Below are 23,505 nucleotides of genomic sequence, written 5' to 3' on the forward strand. Positions count from 1 at the left end.
AGAACCTCCCGGCCCCGTTGAGGCCAGCCGGGCGGCAGCCGACCGCGGCTGCACTCGGCCCTGCGGCGGTCTCTCCCCAATCGAGCGCCAGGGCGCGGTTCTTTCCCTTGAAGGGCGGCTCATTCTGCCGACATGTAGATCTTGCCGTGCGGCCACGGACCGATGTCAAATCCACCCCCGCGCGGGCGGTGGAGGGCCGGTTCGGCCCCGCCGCATTGGATGATCGGAGACCATGGCTTACTTGCCATCGCAAATGAACCTGCTCGAAGCCCTCGCGACCGTGATCGGCACCGCGGCGATCGCTCCCGCGCTGCTGATCCTCTGGCTGGTGGTCGCCGCCGGTGACAATTCAGGCCCCCCGCTCAAGATCTGGACCGCCTTCCTGCTCGGGGCAGCCAGCGTGCTGCTGCTCGGCATTGTCAGGATGCCGTTCCAGCATGTCGGGCTGACATTGGAGAATCCCTGGATCGCCCAGGCGGTCCGGGCCCTGTTCGGCGTCGCCTTGCCGGAAGAGCTCGCCAAGGTCGCGGTGATCGCCGCGCTATGGTCGCGGCGCCGGCAGGTCGGCAACGCCATGGACACGGTGTTCTATGGCGCGGCCGTAGGCCTCGGCTTTGCTGCCTATGAAAATCTCGCTTACCTCGTCCAGCATGCCGAGATGTGGCGCTCGCTCGCGGTGCTGCGCAGCGTGCTCACCGTGCCGTTTCACGGCGCGCTCGGCATCATTGCCGGTGCCTATCTCGCGATCGCCCGCACCAGTACGGCGCTCGGCGCCAACCGCCACAATCGCGAAGGGGCACGGCTGTCGAGCTGGGCGCTGGTGCTGGCCGCTCCCGTGATGCTGCATGCGGCCTTCGACTATCCATTGCTGTTGCTGCAGCGGGCGTCGACGCTCGACACCGCCGCGCGCCTCTGGCTCGGCGGCGTCAGCGTGCTGATCGGGTTCTCCTCGATCGGCCTCGCCGTACGGCTGGTGCGCCGGGTCGCCCATCACCACACGCCCCGCACCGAGGTGGCGCGGGCAAGACTGAGCCAGCTGCGCAGGATGTGGGCGCTGCTGCTGCTCGGCGGCGCCGCCGGCTTCGTCGGGCTTGGATTCGTGCTGACCTCGATTCGGCATTGGCTGCTCAACCCCGACCGCAACGTCGCCGGCGTTCTGGTTCCGCTGGGCCTCACCGCGATCATCGTCGGGATGGCCCTTCTGATTGTCACGACGACGATCTATGTTTTCGGCCGCAACCGGATGCGGACGACGGCATAATCCCGGCCCCGCCGCGCCATCAGAGCAACGAAACGCGCATCACGCGCTTGTCCCGGCCGTCGTTCCTCACCATCTGCGTGGGAAGGCGGACGCGGCATCCAGCCCGTGACCTTGCCCGGAGTGACGATCATGACCCTTCCGCAGGATACGATTCCGCCCGAGCTCGAGCGCATGAGGTCGCAAATGGGCGCAGCCGTGCGCACGCATTGGAAGGCCTTCCTGATCGAGGGCATCCTGCTCGCCGTGCTCGGCCTGCTTGCGATGATCCTCACGCCGCTGGCAAGCCTTGCGGTCACGATCTTCCTCGGCTGGATGTTCCTGATCTCGGGCATCGCGGGACTCGCGCTCACCTTCTGGGCCCGCGGCATGCCGGGCTTCTGGTGGTCGCTGTTGTCGGCGGTGCTCGCCATCATCGCCGGAATCATTCTGGTGGCGCAGCCGGTTCAAGGGACGGTAACGCTGACCATCGTGATCGGCGTCTATTTCCTCGCCGAGGGCGTCGCCACCATCATGTATGCGCTGGAGCACCGCCGCGAGCTGTCCGGGCGCTGGTCGTGGCTGGCAATCTCGGGCGTGGTCGACATCGCGATCGCCGGCATCATCATTTCGGGGCTACCGGGCACGGCGATGTGGGCGATCGGTCTGCTGGTCGGCATCAACCTGCTGTTCGGCGGGCTGTCGATGATCGGCATGGCGCTCGCCGCGCGCAACGGCTGACGCCGGGGGGCTCGATTTTCGGGATGACAAGCGGCCGCGCGGCCGCTATAGGATGGCCATGATCAACGCCGCCACCAGCTTCTATTGGTACTTTAGCTACGACAGCTCGCTGGCGGCGGGAGGATCGCGCTCAATCTGACACATTGCAGCAAGATATCCGAACGAGCCGCCAGAACCTGGCGGCTTTTTTGTTGCCGGCAGGTGCCCATCAAGACACCCAGGAGCCCGCCATGCTGAGCACCACAGACGATCTTCGTATCAAGGAAATCAAGGAATTGAGCCTGCCGGCGGAGGTGATGGGTGAAATCCCCCGCACCCTCACCGCGACCCGTGTGGTGATGGCGGCGCGCAACGCGATCCACGCCATCCTGACCGGCAACGACGACCGCCTGCTGGTCATCGTCGGCCCCTGCTCCATCCACGATCCCGACGCGGCGATCGACTACGCCGGCCGCCTCGCCACCTTGCGCGAGCGCCTCGCCGACCGCCTCGAAATCGTGATGCGGGTCTATTTCGAGAAGCCGCGCACCACCGTTGGCTGGAAAGGCCTGATCAACGATCCCGGCCTGGACAATTCCTTCGACATCAACAAGGGCCTGCGGCTCGCCCGCAGCGTGCTGTCCGCCGTCAACAATCTCGGCCTGCCGGCGGGATGCGAATTCCTCGACATGACGACGCCGCAATACATCGCGGACCTCGTGGCCTGGGCCGCGATCGGCGCGCGCACCACCGAGAGCCAGATCCACCGCGAGCTGGCCTCAGGCCTGTCGTGCCCGGTCGGCTTCAAGAACGGCACCGACGGCAACATCCGCATCGCCGCCGACGCGGTGAAATCGGCCGCTCATCCGCATCATTTCATGGCGGTGACCAAGGGCGGCCGCTCGGGCATCGCGGCGACCACCGGTAACGAGGACTGCCACATCATCCTGCGCGGCGGCAGCGGCCCCAATTACGACGCCGCCCATGTCGAGCAGGCCTCGGCCGAGCTGATCAAGTCCGGACTGCCGGCGCGGCTGATGATCGACACCAGCCACGCCAATTCGAGCAAGAAGCCGGAGAACCAGCCGCTGGTCGCCGCCGACGTCGGACGCCAGCTCGCCGCAGGCGAGCAGCGCATCATGGGCGTGATGATCGAGAGCCATCTCGTGGCGGGTCGGCAGGACGTGAAGCCGGGCGTGGCGCTGACCTACGGCCAGAGCATCACCGACGGCTGTATCGGCTGGGACACGACGGTGGAGGTGCTGGAGCAGCTCGCCGAAGCCGTCGCCGCCCGGCGTGCGGCGCATCGCAACTCCCCGCGTGAGCGCTCGGCGTAGCACTCACGACCGATGAGCGGCGCGCGTCGGGCGCGCCGCTGGTCGCGCTCAGCAGCCGCGGCAGATGCCCTTGATCTTGCGATCGAGCTCGCGGTCTTCCTTGGTCATGCCGCTGAATGAATTTTCTTCGGCCTGCTCGGCCTTGGGCAAATCGCTCGGGCGGACCTGGCGGTGACCGACCGGCGCCTGCGGCAGCGTGCCGCTCTTCGATCCGGTGCCGGCGGATGAGCCGCTGCCGCTCTGCGCCAGCGCGATGCCATCAGTCACGACCATCAGGAGCCCCATCGCGATCGCAAGTCTCTTCATGTTGCTCCTCCGTGTCAGCGGAATCGGCAGGACACTTCATCCCGCGGCGGGCGGATAGAGGTGCGCCTCGCCGCAATAGTCAATCACACGATAGCGCGTTTGCGCATCTGCCGCATGATCCTGCTCAACAGTTTCATCGGCAGTGAGGTATTGCGGCCCCACCGGCGCCTTGCCGTAGCCGCCGGGAATGTCGAGCACGTAGTCGGGCTGGCACAGGCCGGACACCCGGCCGCGCAGCGTTCGAATCAGGGCCTGACCTTGCGCCAGCGTGGTCCGCAGATGCGCCGTGCCCGGCGCGAGGTCGCCATGGTGCAGGTAATACGGCTTGATGCGAATCTCGACGAAGGCGCGCATCAGCGCCTCCAGGGTCGCCGCATCGTCATTGACGCCGCGCAGCAGCACCGACTGGCTGACCATGGGAATGCCGGCATCGATCAGCCGCGCGCAGGCTGCCTGAACCGCAGGGCTGAGCTCGCGCGGATGATTGGCGTGCAGCGCGACCCAGGTCGCGGCGCCCGGCACCTTCAGCGCCTCGACCAGCGCCGGCGTGATGCGCTGGGGATCGGCGACCGGCAAACGGGTGTGGATACGGATGATCCTGACGTGATCGATGCCGGCGAGATCGGCCATGATCTCCTTCAGCCGCCGCGGCGACAGCATCAGCGGATCGCCGCCGGTGAGGATCACCTCCCAGATCTCGTCATGTGCGCGGATGTAGTCCAGCGCCGCGCGATAGGCCTCCTCCGACAGCGCATTGTCCTTGCCGGGTCCGACCATCTCGCGGCGGAAACAGAAGCGGCAATACACTGCGCAGACATGCACCAGCTTGAGCAGCACGCGATCGGGATAGCGATGCACGATGCCGGGCACCGGCGCATGCGCATCGTCGCCGATCGGATCGCCGCGCTCGCCGGGCGCGGCCTTCAGCTCGTCCATGCTGGGCACGAACTGGCGCGCGATCGGATCATTCGGATCGTCAGCGTCGATCAGGTCGGCGAGATGCGTCGTCACCGCCACCGCATAGCGCTGCGCCACGCGCGCCAGCGCCGGCTGGTCCGCCGCGTCAGCCAATCCCTGCGCGACGAGATCCTCGGCGCTGCGCAATGTCGTCGGACGTTCGACCCTGTTCATCGCTCACCTGCCGGCGGCGTCCATACCACCTGGTCGATCCTCGTGGCGCCGGCCGCCAGCATCACCAGGCGGTCGAAGCCAAGCGCCACACCGCTCGCCTGCGGCATCGCGGCCACGGCGGCGAGGAAGTCCTCGTCGAGCGGATAGCGCTCGCCATAGCGCCGCTCCTTCTCGGCCATCTCCTGCTCGAAGCGGCGGCGCTGCTCGGCGGCGTCGGTGAGCTCGCCAAAGCCATTGGCGAGCTCGACGCCGCAGGCATAGACCTCGAACCGTTCGGCAACGCGCGGGTCCGCCGCCACCCGCGCCAGCGCGGCCTCCGGCGCCGGATATTCATATAGCACGGTGAGGCGTCCCTGCCCGAGATGCGGCTCGACATGCTCGACCAGCACCTTGCTGAACAGGTCCGACCAGGTGTCGTCGTCGCTGATTCGGATCTTGCCAGCGGCGGCCTGCGCCAGCGCCGCACGGTCGCCCGCGCCGTCGCGGATGGTCGCCAGCAGGTCGATGCCGGCATGGCGCTCGAACGCGCCGGCAACCGTCAGCATCTCGGGCTCGGCGAAGGGATCGGCGGTGCGGCCGCAGAAGGCGAACTGCCGGATTCCGGTCGCCTGGGCCGCGTGCGCGATCACCACGACCGTGTCGGCCATGATCGCATCGTAGGGTGCCTCCGCCCGATACCATTCCAGCATTGTGAATTCCGGCAGATGCAGGTCGCCGCGCTCGCGGTCGCGGAACACGCGGGCAAACTCGAAGATCCGCCGCTCGCCGGCCGCCAGCAGCTTCTTGCAGGCGAATTCCGGCGACGTTCGGAAATACCGCCGATGGCGGGTTCCGTCCGGCCTCGTCAGGTCGGTGCCCGGCGCGTGCAGATGGGTCTCGTTGCCCGGCGACACCTGCAGGATGCCGGTCTCGACCTCAATAAAGCCCTGCTCGTCGAACCAGGCCCGCAGCGCGCGGATGATGGCGGCCCGGGCGAGCAGGAACGGCCTGATGTCGGCGTGCCGCTGCGGCGACCACCAGGGCGAAGGCTCGGGCTCCCGGGACATCAGGGGATCGCCCGTTCGGGCCGCAAAAGACTGGCAACCCCGGACAAAATCAGTATGTTGCCGCCCGAAACCGCATTCCGCGTCGCGCGGCGCCCCGGCCCAGTCCGGCGCCCCTTTTTCAGTGTCAGGAAAACAGCTTTGAAAGTCATCGCCAGCTCTATTCGCAAGGGTAACGTCATTGAGCAAGATGGAAAGCTCTATGTCGTCGTCACCGCCGAGAACATCCATCCCGGCAAGGGCACTCCGGTCAGCCAGATCGAAATGCGCCGAATCAGCGACGGCGTGAAGATCTCCGAGCGCTTCAAGACCACCGACCAGGTCGAGAAGGCGACGATCGAGGAGCGCAACTTCACGTATCTCTACGAGGATGCCGACGGCTTCCACTTCATGAACCCGGAGACCTACGACCAGGTCCAGGTGCCGAAGGACGTGGTCGGCAACCAGGCCGCCTATCTCCAGGAGAACATGACGGTCAAGCTGTCGATGCACGACGTGGTCCCGGTGGCGATCACGCTGCCGCAGCGGGTCACGCTGGAGGTGGTCGAGACCGAGCCGGTCACCAAGGGCCAGACCGCGTCGTCGTCCTACAAGCCGGCGGTGCTCTCCAACGGCGTTCGTACCGGCGTGCCGGCGCACATCACGGTCGGCACCCGCATCGTGGTCATGACCGAGGACGGCTCCTACTGCGAGCGCGCCAAGGACTGAGGCATCTCGAGGATCTGACGCCGGGGGGCGCGGGGGGATTTGGGGGCACGGGTCATCACACTGATCGCCGCCCTGGCGGCGATCATCACGCTGGCCGCGCCGTCCACGACGCGCGCGGCCGATGACTTTGCTCCGCCCGCCCTCACCATCAACCGCGCCGACTGGCGCGCGGCGCTGGACCAGCTCCGCTCCGAACTCAACGCGGCGCCCGAGGTCGCCGCCGACTTCGCGCCAGCGCGCCGGAGCAGCGTTTCGGCCGGTGATGCGCGGCGCAGGCCCGCGCTGGTCCAGCTCAACGGCGTGACCTCGACCATCTTCACGGGGATCGGACGCAGTCCGGTCCCCGTTTTGCTGCCGTTCGACACCACCGCCTATCTCGCCGCGCGCCGCAGCGCCGCCATCGCGGCGCGCGGCCTGCCGCGCTATCAGGCCGACTTCCAGACCGACCTGTTCGATGCCGGCCCGTCCGGCTACGACGCGGTGTTCTCGCTGCCGCCGGAGGTGACCTCCGGCCTGCCGTCGCGCGTCTTCGCAAAACCGGTCGAGATCCAGATCACCGGATCACTCCTCACCTACGATGTCGCCGATCCCGCGGGCGGCAAGGGCGAAGCCGTCAAGGCGCTGTCAGCGCAATATCCCGATCTGCGCCGCTTCATTCGCGAGGGCTATGTCCGCTACGCCTTCACGCGCTTCGGCGTGCCCTATGTGGTCTCGATCCAGTGCCTCGACAGCGCGCCGCGACCGCGGCGGCTCGCCTGCCGCGAGGCCAATCCCATCGCCGAGCGCTTCCTCAAGGCACTGCGCATCGCCGGCGGGCAGCCGTCGCGCATCCCGCCGGAGATCGCGCCGCTCGCCGCCGAGCGCCCGGTCACGCTGGATGCCGATTTCACCTATCGGCCCGTTGGCGACATCGTCGCCAACAGCGGCGGACGCGGCCAGGGCGGGCGGGCCGACCGCACCGTCTATTCGCAGATCCGCTACCCCCTTGATGCGCCGGCCTATGTGCATTCGCAGTCGTTCGGCCGCCGGCGCGCGAGCGACAAATTCGACCAGCCGTGGAGCCAGTATCCCTGGCGCGACAATTTCTGCGAGGCGCGCAGCTTCAACGTCGGCCAATGCGCCAGCGGCTTCGGCCATCAGGGCCAGGATCTCAGGCCGGGCGCCTGCCCGGTGCGCCGCGACGGCGCCGACGGCTGCAACCCGTGGCGGCAGCGCGTGCTCGCCGTGCGCGACGGCGTCGTGATCCGCTCAACCCGGCAGCAGGCCGTGACGGTGCAGGTCAACAGCGGCACCGAGCACGTCCGCTTTCGCTACATGCACATGAATCCCGCGGCGATGGATGCCGACGGCCTGCTCAATGGCCGCAGCCTCCGCGAGGGCGAGCCGATCGGCGTGGTCTCGAACTATCTCGACCATCCCAACGGAACCACGCGCCATCTGCATTTCGACGTCCAGCTGTTCACGCGCGATGGCTGGATCTGGGTCAATCCCTACGTGACGCTGATTACAGCCTATGAGCGCCTGATCGGCGGCCGCGGCCGCGAGGTCGGGCTGGAGGAGATCGCCGCGTCGCCGCCGGCGACCACCGGGGCACTCGGATCGTCGCCGCTCGGACCTGCGGCCGACGCCGCCGCCGCCGCGCGCGACCGGAACTGATCGCCGGCGGACCCGGAACCGGGGCCCACCGCTCCGGGTTGTCTGGCCACGGAGGATCGCAGATGATGACAGCCAACCCGCATCGCAGAGCCGGACCGGCGCTCGTTTCAGCCGCGATTGCGCTGCTCTGCGTGGGCGCGCTGACAATGCTGGTGCGCGACCGCTGGCATCCGCCGGAGATCAAGTCCCCCGAGGCGGCACGGCATTCGACGACCGGCCAGGTTGCCCGCGCCGCCGGCGCGCGGGTGATGCCGACCGACCCCAGCCTCGCGGTCGAGCCGAAGCCGGAAGGCCCCAAGCCGGCGCAGCCGGCGAATCCGTTTTGAGCGTGGCACGCGTGCTTATTAGTTCGAGCTGATTGCAAGCGGCATCTGTCTCCCGCAACTCTCAGCGAGATACGAGACGGGGAGACAGTCAACAGTCACGCCGACCACTTGTCCTCTTCGCGACGATGCTCCTCGGCATTGAGGCGGTCCGCAATCTCTTGCGCCATCGCCTCGTTCTTGGTCGTGGCGATCGGCTTGCCGTCCTGGCGCTGCACGCGCTCCTTGTCGGCTTCCAGCGGAAAATCCTCCGGCTTGAGCGGTTCGTCCGTCCCGGTCATGCGCGCCTCCTCTACCTCCCGCGCATAACCCGCCGGGCCGTGCCGCGGTTCCAGGCAACTCAGGACGCCGCCCGCGCCGGCCGCTCCGCCGGCGTCCAGCGGAACGCGACGCCGTAGCGATTCCAGAGATTGATCACGCCGATCGCCGACGTCAGGAACACCAGCTCCGTTTCCGAGAATTCCGCCCGGGCCTGGGCATAGACCTCGTCGCTGACGCCGCCCTGCAGCGTGGTCAACGCCTCGGTGAAGGCCAGCGCCGCGCGCTCGCGTGCCGAGAATTGCGGCGCCTCGCGCCACACCACGACGAGATTGATCTTGTCGGCGGAGACGCCGAGCTTCTCGGCCAGCAGCACGTGATGCTGCACGCAGAACGCGCAACCGTTGATCTGCGACGCCCTGATCTTGACGAGCTCGAGCAGTTGCTTGTCGAGGCCGGCCTTGGCCGCCTGCTGACTCACCGCAAGGATGGCATCGTACAGCTCCGGCGCCTGGCTCCGGAACGTGGTGTACTCGCTGCGCGCATGTGACATGGTCTGTCTCTCGTGTTATCAGATATCTGATAACTTATCAGGGCTCTGATGATATGCGCAAGGCACCGGAATTGACGACCTCGCGAGCGTCGCGAAAGGCAGCCCCCGCAAAGGCCGGCCCCGCGCATCGGCCGAAGACAGCGGCCCGCCCGCCATCGCCCGGCGAGGGCAAGCGCGGCGAGGACGGCTACCTCGCCTATTTGCTGCGCCAGGCACAGGCCGCGGCGCGGCTGTCGCTCGACCGCGCGCTCATCGCGACCGGACTGACCCATCCGCAATTCGTGGTGCTGACGATGCTCAAGGCCTATCCCGGGCTGTCCGGCGCCGACCTCGCCCGCGTCGCGCTGCTGACGCCGCAGACCGTCAACGTCATCATCAGCAATCTCGAACGCGACGGCGCCATCCAGAGAGCACCGCATCCCGTGCACGGCCGGGCGCTGCAATGGACCCTGACCCGGCACGGCCTCGCTCTGCTCGCCAAGGCCCGGCGCCGCGCCAGCGCGCTGGAGCGGCGACTCGCCGGCGACCTGAGCAAGCGGGACCTCGCGACCATCCGCCGTTGGCTGGCCCGCATCGCCGCCGAGCTCCACCAAGCGTGAAAGTTCCGCCCGTTCCGGGCTTTGCCGCCGGCCCGCATCAGCGGGTAGACTGCCCTCCATGACTCAGTCCGATTCACAGCCCGATACGATGACCCGCCGCGCCCTGCTCCGCTCCGGCATCGGTGCCGCCGCGCTGCTCGGCCCCGCCCTGCCGGCAGCGGCTGCCCCGGCCGAGTTCGAGGCCTGGCGCGACGGCTTTCGCGCCCGCGCGCTCGCCAAGGGCATCTCGCCGGCCACCTGGACCCGGGTCATGGCGCGGCTCGAGCCCGACATGACCGTGTTCAAGGAGTTGCGCAACCAGCCGGAGTTCAAGGAGCAGCTCTGGCAGTACATCAACCGTCGCGTCTCCGACTGGCGCGTCATCAACGGCAAGATCGCGCTGCAGAAGAACGAGGCGCTGTTCGCCCGCATCGAGAAGGACTTTGGCGTCGAGCGCGGCACGCTGCTGGCGCTGTGGGGCGTCGAGTCCGCCTATGGCGATCCGCTGGTGCAGCAGAACCACATGCGCCCGGTGTTTCCGGCGCTCGCCGCGCTCGCCTGGAACGAGCCGCGCCGCAAGGCCTATTGGGAGACCGAGCTCACCAACGCGCTGAAAATCGTCGATCGCGGCTGGAGCACGCCGGAGGAGATGCGCGGCTCCTGGGCCGGCGCGATGGGCCACACGCAATGGATGCCCGAAGTCTGGCTCAACGTCGGCTTCGACTATGACGGCGACGGCAAGATCAACCCGTTCGGCCGCCCCGACGACGCGCTCGGCTCGACCGCGCGCTATCTCGTCAACCGCGGCAAATATCACCGCGGCGAGCACTGGGGCTACGAGGTGCGCGCGCCCGGCAACATGTCAGGAAGCCGCAGCTACGCGGCCTGGCAGGCAGCCGGCATCACCCGCGCCGACGGCCAGCCGTTCCCACAGCCCAATGCCACCGCGCAGCTCTGGATTCCGGTCGCGGGCGGCCCCGCCTTTCTGCTCGGCCCGAACTTCTACTCGGTGAAGTCCTACAATCCGGCGATGAGCTACGCGCTCGCGATCTGCCATCTCGGCGACCGCATCCTGGGAGCACCGCCGTTCCTGCAGCCCTTCCCCGGCTCCGAGCGCGCGCTGACGCTTGCCGAGGTGCAGGAGATGCAGAAGCGCCTGACGGCCGCCGGCTTCGACACCGGCGGCACCGACGGCCGCGTCGGCAACGACACCATGAAGGCGATCCGCGACTTCCAGGCCAAGGCCGGCATCACTCCCGCCGACGGCTATGGGGGCTTGAAGGTGCTGGCGAAGCTCAGGCAGGGCGGCTAGCCGCGAAGAAATGTAGGGTGGGCAAAAGGCGCGGCCGTGCTCTCGCCACCTGAGAGCTGGTAGTGGCGCCGTGCCCACCACCTCACGCTGAGCACGCCGCCCGACGATGGGCACGCTGCCGCCTTCGGCGGCTGCTTTGCCCATCCTACGTGTCCGTCATGTTGCGAGCAACGGCGACGCTCAGCTTGCGTCACGCCTTGGCCGCCGCCTCGCGGTGTCCCCTCGGCGCCTTCGCCTTGGGCTGCGACGCGCTCGACGCCCTGACGCGGATGCGCACCGAGCCGCCTTTCGGCTGCTCCTCGATCTCGAACGCGCCGGTCTTGCGGACGAGATCGCTCAGCTTGCGGCAGCCATAGGTGCGCGGATCGAAGTCGGAGACCAGGTTGGAGAGCTGCTTGCCGACCTCGCCGAGCGCGACCCAGCCGTCCTCGCTTTCCATCTGCGTGATGACGTTCTTGATCATCGGCGTCGCCGCGGTGATGGGCAAAAGAGACTTGGGTGCCGCAGCCGTATCGGCGTCCTTGCTGGTCGCGGCGTCGCTGCGCAAATTCTCCGTGTAGATGAACCGGCGGCAGGCCTGCCGAAAGCTCTCCGGCGTCTTCTGCTCGCCGAAGCCGAACACGTCGATGCCCTGCTCGCGGATGCGCGCCGCGAGCCGGGTGAAGTCGCTGTCCGAGGACACCAGGCAGAAGCCGTCGAACCGTCCGCTGTGCAGCAGGTCCATCGCGTCGATCACCAGCGTGATGTCGGAGGCGTTCTTTCCCGTGGTGTAGGCGAACTGCTGCTGTGGCACGATGGCGTGTCTGGCGAGCGTGTCGGCCCAGGGCCTGGAGCGCGGGCTGGAGAAGTCGCCATAGATCCGGCGCACGCTCGCCTCGCCGATCTTGGCGATCTCCTCGAACAGCCCGTCCACGATCTTGGCCGAGGCATTGTCGGCATCGATCAGAACGGCAAGACGCGGCGAGCGAGGTTCGGACGGCATCGGATAGTCCTCAAAGTTGGCCCAGTTCTCATTCCCTTATACGCGCCCTTATACGCGGGCCGACATCCAGCCGAATGATTTTCTTGAGACGAATGGCAAGACCACGGGATGCGCAACCAGGCACTCCGCGAGTCGCGGCACGGCTGGCAGGGTGCGCGAAGACCGGCCGCTGACGCTCCCTCCGTTCGTACACGAACAAATTTGGGTTCCAGGCCTGTTCTGACGGTTGTTTTCACCTTCTCTTAATTTGCCTCGCACAACGATGCGGACGACCCAACGATGGGATCTGCGGCAGATGATGAAGGAAGGCACCTATTCGGCCTGGTTCAGGACCCCCAAAGGCCAGGGAACCGGCATCGTCGAACTGGTGGGCGGCAAGGTCTGCGGCGGCGATACCGTGCTGAGCTATGCCGGCAGCTACGAGACGCATGGCGATCGGTTTACCGCCATCATCAAGACGAAGCGTCACGCGCCGGGACAGCCGTCGCTGTTCGGCCCCGACGAGCTGACGCTCAGCCTCGAAGGGTGCTGCAGAGGCACGCCCGTCACGTGCTCCGGCTATGCCGCGGAAGCTCCCGACGTGCCGTTCGAGGCGCTGCTGCTGTTCTCGGCGTCCGACGACGCCGCACCTCCGCAAACGCCCCGGCCGACGCCGAAATTCAGTCCCGATCATCTGCCGAAGCCGTCCTGGCGTTGAGCTGTCGCGGTTGTCGAGGAGCCCTGTGTCGCGCGCTGCGACCCGATCCCACGGACGCTCGATCTCACCTGCTGAGACGTGATCCGATCTCAGATCGAGCGCGATCGCCATCGCATGCTCCTCACGGCACCGACGCGCTGATCCTGCTCACGAGATCGAGGACGCGCTGGGTTCGGACGCCATGCGGGTTGACGGCGAGATCGACCAGCTCGACCAGCACCAGGCGCTTCGACGGAACGACGACGACCAATTGCCCACCATAGCCATTGGCCAAGAAGGCGCTGACGCCCGGACTGCCCTTCGTGTACGTCCACCAGAGGTAGCCATAGCCGCGTTCAGGCTGCTCGGTGTCCGACAGCCGCGTCGTCGATTCCGTCACCCAATGAGCCGGGATCAGCTGGGTCCCGTTCCAGCGTCCGCCGTTGAGATAAAGCACGCCGAACCGCGCGAGGTCGCGTGCGCTCATGTGAAACACGTAGGCGGGATGAGAGGACGAGTCCTCCTTCTGGTAGTGACCATCCTTCGTCGAAAAATCCTCCATGCCGAGCGGCCGCGCGATCCGCGTCTCGAAGCTTTTGAACACGTCGCCCAGGGATTGCCGATAGATCGTGCCGAGCGCATTGAAATCCCAATTGTTGTAGTACCAGAAGCTGCCAGGCGGATGGCTTCCGCGGGCAGGCCGGAGGTCCCTCATCCGCGGCGTCTCGTAGGCCGCGAGATGATAGACGCCGGAACGAGCCATCAACAATTGGCGAACCGTCGCGGTCTTCTCGGTCGGCGACAGGGCGTCGGGACGATCGTCGATCGCAAGTTCGGCAAGGGTGCTGTCGAGGTTGATCCGGCCCTCCTCGACCGCCAAGCCGTACAGGGCGCTGATGAGGCTTTTGCGCTCGGACCGGATATTGACCTTGGCGCCGATGTCACCCGACGACGCAATGATCTCGTCGTCTCTGACCACCATGATCGCCGTCGGCTTCTGCGCGTCGGCGAACTGCTGAACCTCCTGCGAAATCGCCGCGGTCCAAGGCTTTTCGCTGGGGTTTGCTGTCTGCCAGTGCAGGCCCGGTTCGGCATGCGCCCACGGCAAGCACAGCAACAGCACCACGAAGACACCAGACAGATATTGCATCGAACACCCACATTGTCGGACAGCCGCCCTCGTCGCGAAGATGACTCAGTGCGCCAAGATGGCAAATTGGCAAGAACGAGCGGCAGGTTGCAACACCGACGTCCCGTCGCCGCGTGCTCCTCAACGCCACAGCAAGCGAACGTCATGTCTCGCACCGATGTCAGTCGGATGACCGAAACCGCTTTGGGAGGCGCAAGATTTCGCTTGCTATTCTTATGAAAATCGGAAATTATATGACGGTCCCGTCCTCATGAGAGGGGCGCTTCGCGATCGTCACGAACGTGGAGGATGGGATGCGGTGGCCGCGATCGTGTCGCAGCGTGCTCGATGTACGCGGACGAACGGCAGGTTGCGGACGTGAAATCGCGTGGTCCTGGCGCCCCGATGCTGGCGCCAAGTCTTTGGGTGATGATGATCCCGGAGACGACGGTGGCTATCAAGCCGAACACCGGGGAGATCGCGTATAAGCGTTAAGACCTCCGCGCAGGGAATGCCGGTTGAAACGGCTTTGCCTGTGGTGACTGCCGCCTGCTTTTTGTTTGCAGGCGGGCCATGGGTGAGGCCTTCACCCGGCATTCCCTGCGCCCTCTCTTCTCTGATGAGGGTCTTGATCCAGCATCACTCGGGCGCAGATGCGCGGCGAGGTTACAAAGACTTGCCCTGCAATGAGACACGCGACGGCCACCCCGCACTCCGCTGTCGTCCCGGCCTCCGCGCCGGGACCCATACCCACAGGGAGCCGTTTGAGGCACGATCGGAGTGGCCATCTCGTCCTCACAACATCTGCTGCTGCGTATGGGCCCCGGATCGACGCTTCGCCGACGCGAGCGTCGTCGAAGCTTGTCCGGGACGACAGCGGTGTTGGGGCCGCTACCTGATCATCGCCGGTCCATGATCCGGCACGGCGACATCGAGCACGCGCAGTTGCACGCGCTCGACTCCCTGGTAGCGGTCGACGGTGAGCGTGCCGGCGACGTGCAGGATCTGGCCGCGATGCTGAACCAGCGCGTTGCCGAGCTTCTGGCCAACCGAGCGGAATGCGATGGCGTTCACCATGGCGCCGTCACCGGACTTGAAGCGCAACTTCAGATGCGCCTGCCCGACCTCGTCGGCATAGACCAGTTGATGCGATGGCAGCGCCACGATCGGCTCGGGATTGCCGCTGCCGAACGGACCGGCGCGATTGAGGGTCGCGACCAGCTCCGGCGTCGCGGCGCGCGCGCTGATGGCGCCGTCGATCAGGATCTCGTTGACGTGCCGTGCGTCGGCGACGTCGGCGGCGAGCGCGCTTTCGAGAAAGGCGCGAAACTCGGCCAACCGCTCCTTGCGCAAGGTGACGCCGGCGGCCATCGCGTGCCCGCCGCCCTTCATCAGGATGCCCTGCTCCACGGCATGGCGGACGGCCTTGCCGAGATCGACTCCGGGAATCGAACGGCCCGACCCGGTGCCGATGCCGCCGGGCTCGAGCGCGATCGCAAACGCCGGACGGGCAAACTTTTCCTTCAGCCGCGAGGCGACGAGACCCACGACGCCCGGATGCCAGCCTTCGGACGCCGTCACGATGACGGCGCCCTTGTCCTCCAGGCCGAGCGAGGCCAGCGCCTCGGCCTCGGCCTGCGCTTCGGCCTGCTGCTCGATGACGCGGCGCTCGCTGTTGAGGCGGTCGAGCTCGGCCGCGATGCGCGCGGCTTCGGAGATATCGCTTTCCAACAGCAGCCGCACGCCGAGATCGGCGCGGCCGATGCGCCCGCCGGCATTGATGCGCGGTCCCAGCATGAAGCCGAGATGCCAGGCTTCGGGCGGACCGTTGAGCCGGGCGACATCCATCAGCGCGGTGTGCCCAACATGGTCGCGCCGGCGCATCGCGATCAGGCCCTTGGCGACGAACGCGCGGTTGAGCGCGATCAGCGGCGCGACGTCGGCGACGGTGCCGAGCGCGACGTGATGCAGCATGCTGAGCAGATCCGGCTCCGGGCGCGTGCTGCTCCAGAAGCCGCGGCCGCGCAGCTCGCGATTGACCGCAACCAGCGTGACCAGCGTCAGCCCGACCGCGGCGAGATAGCCGAGGCCGGAGAGATCGTCGGGCCGGTTCGGATTCACCAGCGCGTCGACCTCGGGCAGTTCCTCGCCGCATTGATGGTGATCGATCACCACCACGGACATGCCGAGCCGCCGCGCCTCCGCCAGCGGCTCGAGGCTGGTGGTGCCGCAGTCGACCGTGACGAGCAGCGTCGCGCCCTTGGCCGCGAGCGCGCGGATGGCATCGACGTTCGGGCCGTAGCCTTCGAAGATGCGGTCGGGAATGTGGATCAGCGGATCGAGCCCGCAATGGCGCAGATGCCAGGCGAGCAGCGCCGCCGAGGTTGCGCCGTCGACATCGTAGTCGCCGAAGATCGCGACCTTCTCGCCCTTGACCGCTGCGTCGGCAATGCGCTCGGCCGCCGCCTCCATCTGCGTCACCGTGAACGGATCCGGCATCAGCTTGCGGATGGTGGGATCGAGGAAGTCGTTGACTTGATCGAGCTCGACCTCACGCCCCGCCAGAACCCGGGCCAGCATCTCCGGCAGTTGATAGCGCTGCACCATCGCAAGCGCGCGCGCCGCGCCGCGCGCATCCAGCCGGTCGCGCCACAATTTGTTGGTCAGCGACAGCCGCACGCCCAGGAACGCCTGCGGGGCGCTCAGGGGCAGTGCAAGGGCGGATGGTGCCATGACGCGCGGGGCCTCGCTTGCAGCGCAGCGATTCGAAACGGACGCCGTCGAATCTACAGCAACTGGCCTGCCTCAGCAGGTTCCATCCATGAAACCCACCAGAATCGTCCCAGAACTTGGCGGAACTCACAGGAAATCAGGGAAATGCCGCCCATATACGGCTGGTTGCCTAAAATTCGAGCTGCGTTCAATGGAGTGCATTAAACAGCCGTTAGGCGAACTCCGTAACATTTCAATCAATTATTACATCCGATTTGTCCGCCCTCTTCGTGCCGACCAGGAGGCGCGGCAACATGGAGTTCATTGCCGATGCTGACCGCGCCCGAGTTGAAGACGCAGCCCTCCGCCGCTCCGGCACAAACGACTCCCAAGGATGACGAGACCGACGTCTCGGCGCTGATCGCCCGGCTCACCGGCGAGGTCAATCAGATCGCCTGCGAGAAGACCAAGTCGATCCAGCAGATCACCAACCAGATGAAGATGCTGGCGCTGAACGCGCTGATCGAGAGCTCGCGGGTCGGCGCCCAGGGCGCGGGCTTCGCCGTGGTGGCCCAGGAGGTCCGCGCCGTCGGACAGCTCGTCGAGACCATCGCGCGCGAGCTGGAAGGCCAGCTCACGACCCGCACCGGCAATCTGAAGAGCTCGATCGAACGCATGACCGAGCGGGCGCGCGGCGAGCGCATGGTCGATCTGGCGCTGAATGCGATCGAGCTGATCGACCGCAATCTCTACGAGCGGACCTGCGACGTGCGCTGGTGGGCGACCGATTCGGCCGTGGTCGATTGCGCGGCGGACCCAGACGCCGCACGCGTCGCCCATGTCTCCGATCGGCTCGCGGTGATTCTGTCGGCCTACACCGTCTATCTCGATCTGTGGCTGTGCGATCCGAGCGGCAAGGTGATCGCCAACGGCCGCGCCGACCGCTTCAACGTCGTCGGCCAGAGCGTCGCCGACACCAAATGGTTTCGCGAGGCGCGCGGACTGCGCTCGGGCGACGACTACGTCGCCGGCGACGTCGAGTGCCAGCCGCTGCTCGGCAACGCCCAGGTCGCGACCTATTGCGCCTCGGTCCGCGAGGACGGCAAGGCCCATGGCAAGCCGCTCGGCGTGCTCGCCATTCATTTCGACTGGGAGGCTCAGGCGCGCGCGATCGTGCAGGGCGTCCGCGTCAGCGAAAGCGACAAGGCGCGCGTGCTGCTGGTGGATTCGAATCTGCGCGTCATCGCGTCCTCGGACGGCCAGGGCATTCTCAGCGAGCGGGTGTCGCTGAAGCTCGATGGCAAACGCAGCGGCTTCTATCAGGACATCTCCGGGCGCATGGTCGCGTTCCACGCGACGCCCGGCTACGAGACCTACAAGGGTCTCGGCTGGTACGGCGTGATCGTGTCGGGTGCGTGAGGCAGGAGGATCAGCAGCCCAGCCGGTCGGCGATGCCGCCGAAATCATCGGCGACGATATCCCAGGCGCCGGTGGCCTCGAAATCGCGGCTCTGCAGCGGGCCGTATTCGGTGGGGCGGGCGACAAAGGCGGTCTTGAGGCCGTAGCGTTGCGCCGCCTCGAGATCATTGTTGTGCGCGGCGACCATCATCACCTCGCCGGGCGAAAGGCCAAGGAGACGTGCGGCACCGAGATAGGTCTCGGGATCGGGCTTGTAGTGCGCGAACAGCTCTGCGGAGAGCACGAGGTCCCAGGGCAGACCCGCAAACTTCGCCATGTTGATGAGCAGCGCGACATTGCCGTTGGAGAGCGGCGCGATGATGTATTTGGACTTCAACCGGGTCAGCCCGGCGACACTGTCGGGCCACGGATGCAGCCGGTGCCAGCCGCGGGTGAGATGATCGAGATCGGCTTCGGTGAGGCCGGTGATGCCGAGCTGCGCGACCAGCGTCTCCAGCGAGCGCCGGTGCAGCACGTCGAGGATGACGTAGCCGCGCTCCGGATGCCTCCGGACCTCGTCCATCGACCCGACATAGAGCCCGCGCCAGCCATCGACCAGTGCGGTCCAGTCACCCTGGATGCCGCGGGTCTTCGACCACGCGGTAAAGTCGTTGATCAGGCTGGTGCGCCAGTCGACGACAGTGCCGAACACGTCGAACACCAGCGCCTTGACCATGGACAGATCGGACATGCTGAGCCGCTCTCCAATTTCGTCATTCCGGGATGCGCGCACAGCGCGCAGACCCGGAATCTCGCGCCACGGTCTCGAGATTCCGAGTTCACGCTCCGCGTGCCCCGGTACGACTGTGCTGGATCAGTCGAGGTGGAATTTCGCCAGCTGGCGGTGCTCGGCGCGGATGTAGCGCACCGTGCCGGTGACCGAGCGCATCACGACGGTCTCGGTCTCGATGACGCCGTCCTTGCGGAACTTGACGCCGGAGAGCAGCGAGCCGGTGGTGACGCCGGTGGCCGCGAACAGACAGTCGCCGCGGGCCATGTCCTCGATGCCGTAGATCATCTTGGGATCACCGACGCCCATCTTGTGGGCGCGCTCGCGCTTCTCCTCGGTGTCGAGGATCAGGCGGCACTGCATCTGGCCGCCGATGCAGCGCAGCGCTACCGCGGCCAGCACGCCCTCCGGCGCGCCGCCGGTGCCGAGATACATGTCGACGCCGGTGTTGTCGGGATCGGCGCAGTGGATCACGCCGGCGACGTCGCCGTCAGTGATCAGGCGCACGGCGGCGCCGGTCGAGCGCACGCCCTGGATGATATCGGCATGGCGCGGGCGGTCCAGCACCAGCACCGTGATCGCGCCCGGCTCGACGCCCTTGGCCTTGGCGAGCCGGCGGACGTTGTCGGCAGGCGTCGCGTCGATGTCGACCACGCCCTTGGCGTAGCCCGGGCCGACCGCGATCTTCTGCATGTAGACGTCGGGAGCATGGAGGAGCGTGCCGCCATCGGCCATCGCCATGGTCGCGATCGCGCCGGGCATGTTCTTGGCGCACAGGGTGGTGCCCTCGAGCGGGTCGACCGCGATGTCGACCCTGGGGCCGGCATTGAGGCCGACCTTCTCGCCGATATAGAGCATCGGCGCCTCGTCGCGCTCACCCTCGCCGATCACGACCGTGCCTTCGATCGGCAGCTTGTTGAGCTCGCGGCGCATCGCATCCACGGCGGCCTGGTCGGCCGGCTTCTCCTGGCCGTGGCCGCGCAGCCGCGCCGCCGACACCGCCGCCCGTTCGGTCACGCGCACCAGCTCCAGCGTCAGGATGCGCTCGAGCAGCAATTGTTGCGGGACAGAAATCTGCGTCGACATCGGTCAACTCCTCAAGACGTCACGGCGGACATCCGCCATCAAAATCTACCGCTCGCACGCCGCCCCCCCTGGGCGGCAGCCGGGTCAGGCGGTCGGCACGAATGGCCGTTCCCCGCCTGTCTACTCTCCCGGTTTGAGCATGAACCTATACCAAACGCCACGCGTTTGTTTGAGCAGGGACAAGCGGTTCCCTGTGCATCATGCGCTAGTTCTTCTCGATCCGGATCACCTGGGGCTTGCCGCTGATGACCTTGTCGCGCTGCACCGCCTGGAGCGCGCGATGCACGGCGTCCTCGTGGGTCGCGTAGGTGATCAGGATCACCGGGACCGGCGCGGACTTGCCGGCGGTCTTCGCCGGCTCGCTGCCGTTGGGATGCCGCTGCACGATCGATTCGATCGAGATCTTCTGCTCGGCGAGCCGGGTCGCGATGGTCGCTGCCGTGCCGGCATGGTCGCGCGCCATCAGGCGGATGTAGTAGCCGCCCTCGTGCCGCTCCATCGGGGCCTTCTCGGTCGCCTGCAGCTTATCGACCGGCCGTCCGAACGGCGCCGCGCGGATACCGCGCGCGACATCGGCGATGTCGGCGACGACCGCGGAGGCCGTGGCGGCGCCCCCTGCTCCCGGACCGACCAGCGTGATCGGCGGGATACCGTCGCCGTCGATCGTGACCGCGTTGGTCACGCCCATGACCTGGGCGATCGAGGAGGATTTCGGCACCATCGTCGGATGCACCCGCTGCTCGATGCCCTTGGCGGTGCGCACGGCAACGCCAAGCAGCTTGACGCGGTAGCCGAGCTCGGCGGCCGCGCGCAGGTCCTCCGGCGCGATCGAGGAGATGCCTTCGACATAGACGGAGTTCTGCGCCACCTGGGTGCCGAAGGCGAGGCTCGCGAGAATCGCAAGCTTCTGTGCGGTGTCATGGCCGTGGATGTCGAAAGACGGGTCAGCCTCGGCATAGCCCAGGCGCTGGGCATCCTTGAGGCACTCGTCGAACGACAGCCCCTCCTGCTCCATCCGCGTCAGGATGTAGTTGCAGGTGCCATTCAGGATTCCATAGACGCGGTTGATGCCGGTGCCGGCAAGCCCCTCGCGCAGGGTCTTGATCACCGGAATGGCGGCACCGACGGCCGCTTCGAAGTTCAGCGCGCCACCATGCTTCTCGGCCGCCTTGGCGAGCTTCAGGCCATGCTTCGCAATCAGTGCCTTGTTGGCGGTCACCACCGACTTGCCGGCCTTGAGCGCGGTGTCGATCGCCGACAGCGCGGGATCACCCGCGCCCCCCATCAGCTCGACCAGGCAGTCGATTTCGGGATCACCAGCCAGTGCGATCGGATCCTTGGCCCATTTGATCCCGGACAGATCGATGCCGCGCTTCTTGGCCTTCGACCGCGCCGTCACGGCAACGACCTTCACCGGGCGTCCCGTCCGCTCGGTGAGCACGCGCCCCTGACGCTCGATGAGACGAACGACCTCGACACCCACGGTGCCGAGGCCCGCGATGCCCACTCTCAGGGGTGCGACCATGGAATCAAAGAACCTGTCGAAAGGAAAATACGGGAGGGTTCAACGCCGGTTGGCGATGGGAACGACGTTGTGCAACGTTTCGATCCCGCTTTCAAGGAAGCGGCGGACGCCGCGCGCGGCCTGCCGGATGCGCTGCTCGTTCTCGACCATCGCGATGCGGACATAGCCCTCGCCATGCTCGCCGAAGCCGACGCCCGGCGACACCGCCACGCCGGACTTCTCGACCATGAGCGTCGCGAACTGCATGCTGCCGAGGCTCTTGAACTTCTCCGGCAAAGGCGCCCAGGCGAACATCGAGGCCTCAGGCGACGGGATCTCCCAGCCGGCCCGGCCGAACGCCTCGACCAGCGTGTCGCGGCGCTTGCGATAGACGTCGCGCATCTCGCGGATGCAGTCGTCGGGACCGTTCAGGGCAGCCGTGGCCGCGACCTGCACCGGGGTGAACGCGCCGTAGTCGAGATACGATTTCACGCGGGCGAGCGCTGCGATGATGCGCTCGTTGCCGACGGCAAAGCCCATGCGCCAGCCGGCCATCGAATAGGTCTTCGACATCGAGGTGAACTCGACCGCGACATCCATCGCGCCAGGCACCTGCAGCACCGACGGCGGCGGGTTCTTGTCGTCGAAATACACCTCGGCATAAGCGAGATCCGACAGGATCAGGATCTCGTGCTTCTTCGCGAATGCGACGAGGTCGCGATAGAAGTCGAGGCTCGCGACATAGGCAGTCGGGTTGCTCGGATAGCAGACGATCAGCGCGAGCGGCTTCGGAATCGAGTGAATGATCGCACGCTCGGCCGCCTCGAAGAACTGCGGCGTCGGTTCCGACGGCACCGAGCGGATCACGCCGCCCGCCATCAGGAAGCCAAAGGCGTGGATCGGATAGCTCGGATTGGGACAGAGAATGACGTCGCCCGGCGCGGTGATCGCCTGCGCCACGTTGGCAAAGCCTTCCTTGGAGCCGAGCGTCGCCACGATCTGGGTGTCGGGATTGAGCTTCACCCCGAAACGGCGATCGTAATAGGCGGCCTGCGCCCGGCGCAGTCCGACGATGCCGCGCGAGGCCGAATAGCGGTCGGTGCGCGGCTTGCCCAGGGTCTCCTTGAGCTTCTCCAGCACGTGCGGCGGCGCCGGCAGATCCGGATTGCCCATGCCGAGATCGATGATGTCGGCCCCGGCGTTCCGCGCGGCCGCCTTGGCCCGGTTGACCTGCTCGAACACGTAAGGCGGCAGACGGCGGATGCGATAGAAATCTTCCATGGGTCTCTCGGCTCCGGCAACCGGGGGCGGATTCGCCAGCAGAGCTGGCGCTGCGGCGACGCGGGCCATGCATTGAAACCGGTGCTGGATCAGGAGTTTAGCACGGGCTCGCGGCTTGGCTGGCAACGACACGCGGAGGTGTTGATGGCGGTGTTTTATCATGGCCGCCGCGCCACGCCAGACAATTACGCCGCTCAGAGCGGCCGATCTCCCAGCCCTTGGTCACCTGGCCGATCATTTGGGCCTGGTGGTGGTGCCCGCCGAAGCCTGGCGGTCACGCGCCGCGAGCAGCTCCTTTTCGATCTTGGCGCGCTCCTGCGGCGAAATGATCGGCGCATCGCGGTCGCGCGGCACGTCGTTGACGGGCAGATACCCGCCCGGCTCCTTGGGTCGGGCGACCGCATCCGCGTCGAGCGACGGCATGTCCGCGATTGGACTGGAGCACCCGGCAAGCGCGAGCGCGCCGAACACAACGAGCCCCGCAACAAGGGCGCGCCGTCCCGACCTCCAGCCTCGCCCCTGCGTCCCCACGCGCACGTCCCTCGGTCCCCAACTTCCAGTCAACGGTCCCCAGTCCGACCGCGGCGCGGCGCATTTTGCCGCAGTACAACCAATTGTCACTCGAAACGTTACCGGCTTGAACAGGAATTTCATCCAGCTACGTGATCAACATGTCGGAAGCGAGAGATTTTTTCGCAACGCAACAATCAGAAATCGAATTTGTCGCAAACTCGCGGATTATTGATCTCGCGCGGTGACGAGACGGTCCCGACGCGATAGTGTGA

General features: G+C 66.8%; 23 protein-coding genes. 10 read left to right on the forward strand and 13 right to left on the reverse strand.

The genetic code is table 11. The features are described from left to right. Positions 1-232: 232 nt before the first annotated feature. The 3 genes from QX132_RS00505 (at position 233) to QX132_RS00515 (ending at position 3,294) form a co-directional block, all read left to right on the forward strand. Positions 233-1,261: a PrsW family intramembrane metalloprotease gene (locus tag QX132_RS00505; RefSeq protein WP_315737848.1), complete on the forward strand. Its 1,029-nt coding sequence runs from the start codon at positions 233-235 to the stop codon at positions 1,259-1,261. A 129-nt stretch (positions 1,262-1,390) separates the two neighbouring features. After that, a complete protein-coding gene (locus QX132_RS00510; protein WP_316159832.1) occupies positions 1,391-1,978 on the forward strand; it encodes an HdeD family acid-resistance protein in 588 nt (195 codons plus the stop codon). Positions 1,979-2,208: 230 nt separating this feature from the next. Further along, positions 2,209-3,294, forward strand: coding sequence for a 3-deoxy-7-phosphoheptulonate synthase (locus QX132_RS00515; RefSeq protein ID WP_316159833.1), 1,086 nt, complete (start codon positions 2,209-2,211; stop codon positions 3,292-3,294). 48 nt (positions 3,295-3,342) lie between these two features. Here the strand turns inward: QX132_RS00515 and QX132_RS00520 are convergent, their stop codons facing one another. Genes QX132_RS00520 through epmA form a run of 3 tightly spaced genes read right to left on the reverse strand, consistent with a single transcriptional unit; the run spans position 3,343 to position 5,777 of the window. Continuing rightward, complete coding sequence (locus tag QX132_RS00520) at positions 3,343-3,600, reverse strand: hypothetical protein (protein WP_316159834.1); 258 nt, start codon at positions 3,598-3,600, stop codon at positions 3,343-3,345. A 36-nt stretch (positions 3,601-3,636) separates the two neighbouring features. After that, complete coding sequence (locus QX132_RS00525; protein WP_316159835.1) at positions 3,637-4,731, reverse strand: lysine-2,3-aminomutase-like protein; 1,095 nt, start codon at positions 4,729-4,731, stop codon at positions 3,637-3,639. Beyond that, positions 4,728-5,777 carry an EF-P lysine aminoacylase EpmA gene (gene epmA / locus QX132_RS00530; protein ID WP_316159836.1) on the reverse strand — a complete coding sequence of 350 codons (1,050 nt, stop codon included), beginning with the start codon at positions 5,775-5,777 and terminating at the stop codon, positions 4,728-4,730. Before epmA ends, QX132_RS00525 begins: the two co-directional genes overlap by 4 nt. Positions 5,778-5,915: 138 nt before the next feature. Between epmA and efp the strand changes: the two genes are divergently transcribed. The 3 genes from efp (at position 5,916) to QX132_RS00545 (ending at position 8,464) form a co-directional block, all read left to right on the forward strand. Beyond that, the gene (gene efp / locus QX132_RS00535; RefSeq protein WP_315712097.1) at positions 5,916-6,482 is read left to right on the forward strand and encodes an elongation factor P; all 567 of its coding nucleotides are present in this window, start codon (positions 5,916-5,918) and stop codon (positions 6,480-6,482) included. Between the two features lie 39 nt (positions 6,483-6,521). Next, positions 6,522-8,138, forward strand: coding sequence for a M23 family peptidase (locus QX132_RS00540; RefSeq protein ID WP_316159837.1), 1,617 nt, complete (start codon positions 6,522-6,524; stop codon positions 8,136-8,138). 62 nt (positions 8,139-8,200) lie between these two features. Beyond that, complete coding sequence (locus QX132_RS00545; RefSeq protein WP_316159838.1) at positions 8,201-8,464, forward strand: hypothetical protein; 264 nt, start codon at positions 8,201-8,203, stop codon at positions 8,462-8,464. A gap of 95 nt (positions 8,465-8,559) precedes the next feature. Here the strand turns inward: QX132_RS00545 and QX132_RS00550 are convergent, their stop codons facing one another. Continuing rightward, positions 8,560-8,742, reverse strand: coding sequence for a hypothetical protein (locus QX132_RS00550; protein ID WP_315712101.1), 183 nt, complete (start codon positions 8,740-8,742; stop codon positions 8,560-8,562). A gap of 59 nt (positions 8,743-8,801) precedes the next feature. After that, complete coding sequence (locus QX132_RS00555) at positions 8,802-9,272, reverse strand: carboxymuconolactone decarboxylase family protein (RefSeq protein ID WP_315737839.1); 471 nt, start codon at positions 9,270-9,272, stop codon at positions 8,802-8,804. Positions 9,273-9,325: 53 nt separating this feature from the next. Here QX132_RS00555 and QX132_RS00560 point away from each other — a divergent pair, with 53 nt between their 5' ends. Together QX132_RS00560 and QX132_RS00565 are read left to right on the forward strand one after the other, a co-directional pair. After that, positions 9,326-9,871, forward strand: coding sequence for a MarR family winged helix-turn-helix transcriptional regulator (locus QX132_RS00560; RefSeq protein ID WP_315797356.1), 546 nt, complete (start codon positions 9,326-9,328; stop codon positions 9,869-9,871). A 58-nt stretch (positions 9,872-9,929) separates the two neighbouring features. Then, complete coding sequence (locus QX132_RS00565) at positions 9,930-11,162, forward strand: lytic murein transglycosylase (RefSeq protein WP_315811092.1); 1,233 nt, start codon at positions 9,930-9,932, stop codon at positions 11,160-11,162. 190 nt (positions 11,163-11,352) lie between these two features. Here QX132_RS00565 and QX132_RS00570 read toward each other — a convergent pair whose 3' ends face one another. Then, positions 11,353-12,144, reverse strand: a complete 792-nt coding sequence (locus tag QX132_RS00570; protein ID WP_315737836.1) for an NYN domain-containing protein — start codon at positions 12,142-12,144, stop codon at positions 11,353-11,355. A gap of 295 nt (positions 12,145-12,439) precedes the next feature. Between QX132_RS00570 and QX132_RS00575 the strand changes: the two genes are divergently transcribed. After that, the gene (locus tag QX132_RS00575; RefSeq protein ID WP_315737835.1) at positions 12,440-12,841 is read left to right on the forward strand and encodes a hypothetical protein; all 402 of its coding nucleotides are present in this window, start codon (positions 12,440-12,442) and stop codon (positions 12,839-12,841) included. 121 nt (positions 12,842-12,962) lie between these two features. Here the strand turns inward: QX132_RS00575 and QX132_RS00580 are convergent, their stop codons facing one another. Together QX132_RS00580 and recJ are read right to left on the reverse strand one after the other, a co-directional pair. After that, entirely contained in the window at positions 12,963-13,970 is a 1,008-nt protein-coding gene (locus tag QX132_RS00580) for a serine hydrolase (RefSeq protein WP_316159839.1), read from the reverse strand. Between the two features lie 870 nt (positions 13,971-14,840). Continuing rightward, positions 14,841-16,682 carry a single-stranded-DNA-specific exonuclease RecJ gene (recJ, locus tag QX132_RS00585; RefSeq protein WP_315774669.1) on the reverse strand — a complete coding sequence of 614 codons (1,842 nt, stop codon included), beginning with the start codon at positions 16,680-16,682 and terminating at the stop codon, positions 14,841-14,843. Between the two features lie 309 nt (positions 16,683-16,991). Here recJ and QX132_RS00590 point away from each other — a divergent pair, with 309 nt between their 5' ends. Further along, a complete protein-coding gene (locus QX132_RS00590) occupies positions 16,992-18,080 on the forward strand; it encodes a methyl-accepting chemotaxis protein (RefSeq protein WP_315737832.1) in 1,089 nt (362 codons plus the stop codon). A 10-nt stretch (positions 18,081-18,090) separates the two neighbouring features. On the opposite strand, the gene QX132_RS00595 is transcribed toward QX132_RS00590, so the two are convergent. The 5 genes from QX132_RS00595 to QX132_RS33005 form a co-directional block, all read right to left on the reverse strand. After that, positions 18,091-18,810, reverse strand: coding sequence for a haloacid dehalogenase type II (locus QX132_RS00595; protein ID WP_316159840.1), 720 nt, complete (start codon positions 18,808-18,810; stop codon positions 18,091-18,093). 123 nt (positions 18,811-18,933) lie between these two features. Beyond that, positions 18,934-19,935, reverse strand: a complete 1,002-nt coding sequence (gene glpX, locus QX132_RS00600) for a class II fructose-bisphosphatase (RefSeq protein WP_315737830.1) — start codon at positions 19,933-19,935, stop codon at positions 18,934-18,936. Positions 19,936-20,140: 205 nt separating this feature from the next. Further along, positions 20,141-21,460, reverse strand: coding sequence for a homoserine dehydrogenase (locus QX132_RS00605; RefSeq protein ID WP_315737829.1), 1,320 nt, complete (start codon positions 21,458-21,460; stop codon positions 20,141-20,143). Between the two features lie 39 nt (positions 21,461-21,499). Then, positions 21,500-22,720: an LL-diaminopimelate aminotransferase gene (locus tag QX132_RS00610; RefSeq protein ID WP_315737828.1), complete on the reverse strand. Its 1,221-nt coding sequence runs from the start codon at positions 22,718-22,720 to the stop codon at positions 21,500-21,502. A gap of 234 nt (positions 22,721-22,954) precedes the next feature. Next, entirely contained in the window at positions 22,955-23,143 is a 189-nt protein-coding gene (locus QX132_RS33005; protein WP_409997747.1) for a hypothetical protein, read from the reverse strand. Positions 23,144-23,505 lie beyond the last annotated feature (362 nt).

The sequence above is a fragment of the Bradyrhizobium sp. SZCCHNRI20481 genome (assembly GCF_032485055.1).
Lineage (GTDB): Bacteria > Pseudomonadota > Alphaproteobacteria > Rhizobiales > Xanthobacteraceae > Bradyrhizobium.